The sequence below is a fragment of the Streptomyces aurantiacus JA 4570 genome (genome assembly GCF_000414115.1).
Classification (GTDB): domain Bacteria; phylum Actinomycetota; class Actinomycetes; order Streptomycetales; family Streptomycetaceae; genus Streptomyces; species Streptomyces aurantiacus_A.
In genome coordinates this window covers 1-334 of the sequence record NZ_AOPZ01000533.1, presented here as the reverse complement: position 1 = coordinate 334, position 334 = coordinate 1, and the positions used below count along the sequence as shown (strand labels likewise).

Sequence of the window (334 nt, the reverse complement as noted above, 5' to 3'; positions counted from 1 at the left end):
CCTCCGTGGTCGACGCCTCGCACCACGAGTGGGGGGACGAGGAGTGGATGCGGCGGCGTGGTGACGTACCCGTGCACGAGGCGCCGTTCTCGGTGTACGAGGTGCACCTGCCGTCGTGGCGGCCCGGCCTCACCTACCGCCAGCTCGCCGAGCAACTACCCACGTACGTAGCCGACTTGGGCTTCACGCACGTGGAGCTGATGCCCGTCGCCGAGCACCCCTTCGGCGGCTCCTGGGGCTACCAGGTCACCGGCTTCTACGCGCCCACCGCCCGCCTCGGCACCCCCGACGACTTCAAATACCTCGTCGACTCCCTGCACCAGGCCGGCATCGG

General features: G+C 70.1%; 1 pseudogene. It reads left to right on the top strand.

The annotated features are described in order from the left end of the window. Window positions 1–334, top strand: a pseudogene (locus tag STRAU_RS37375) (alpha-amylase family glycosyl hydrolase); the annotation flags it as partial.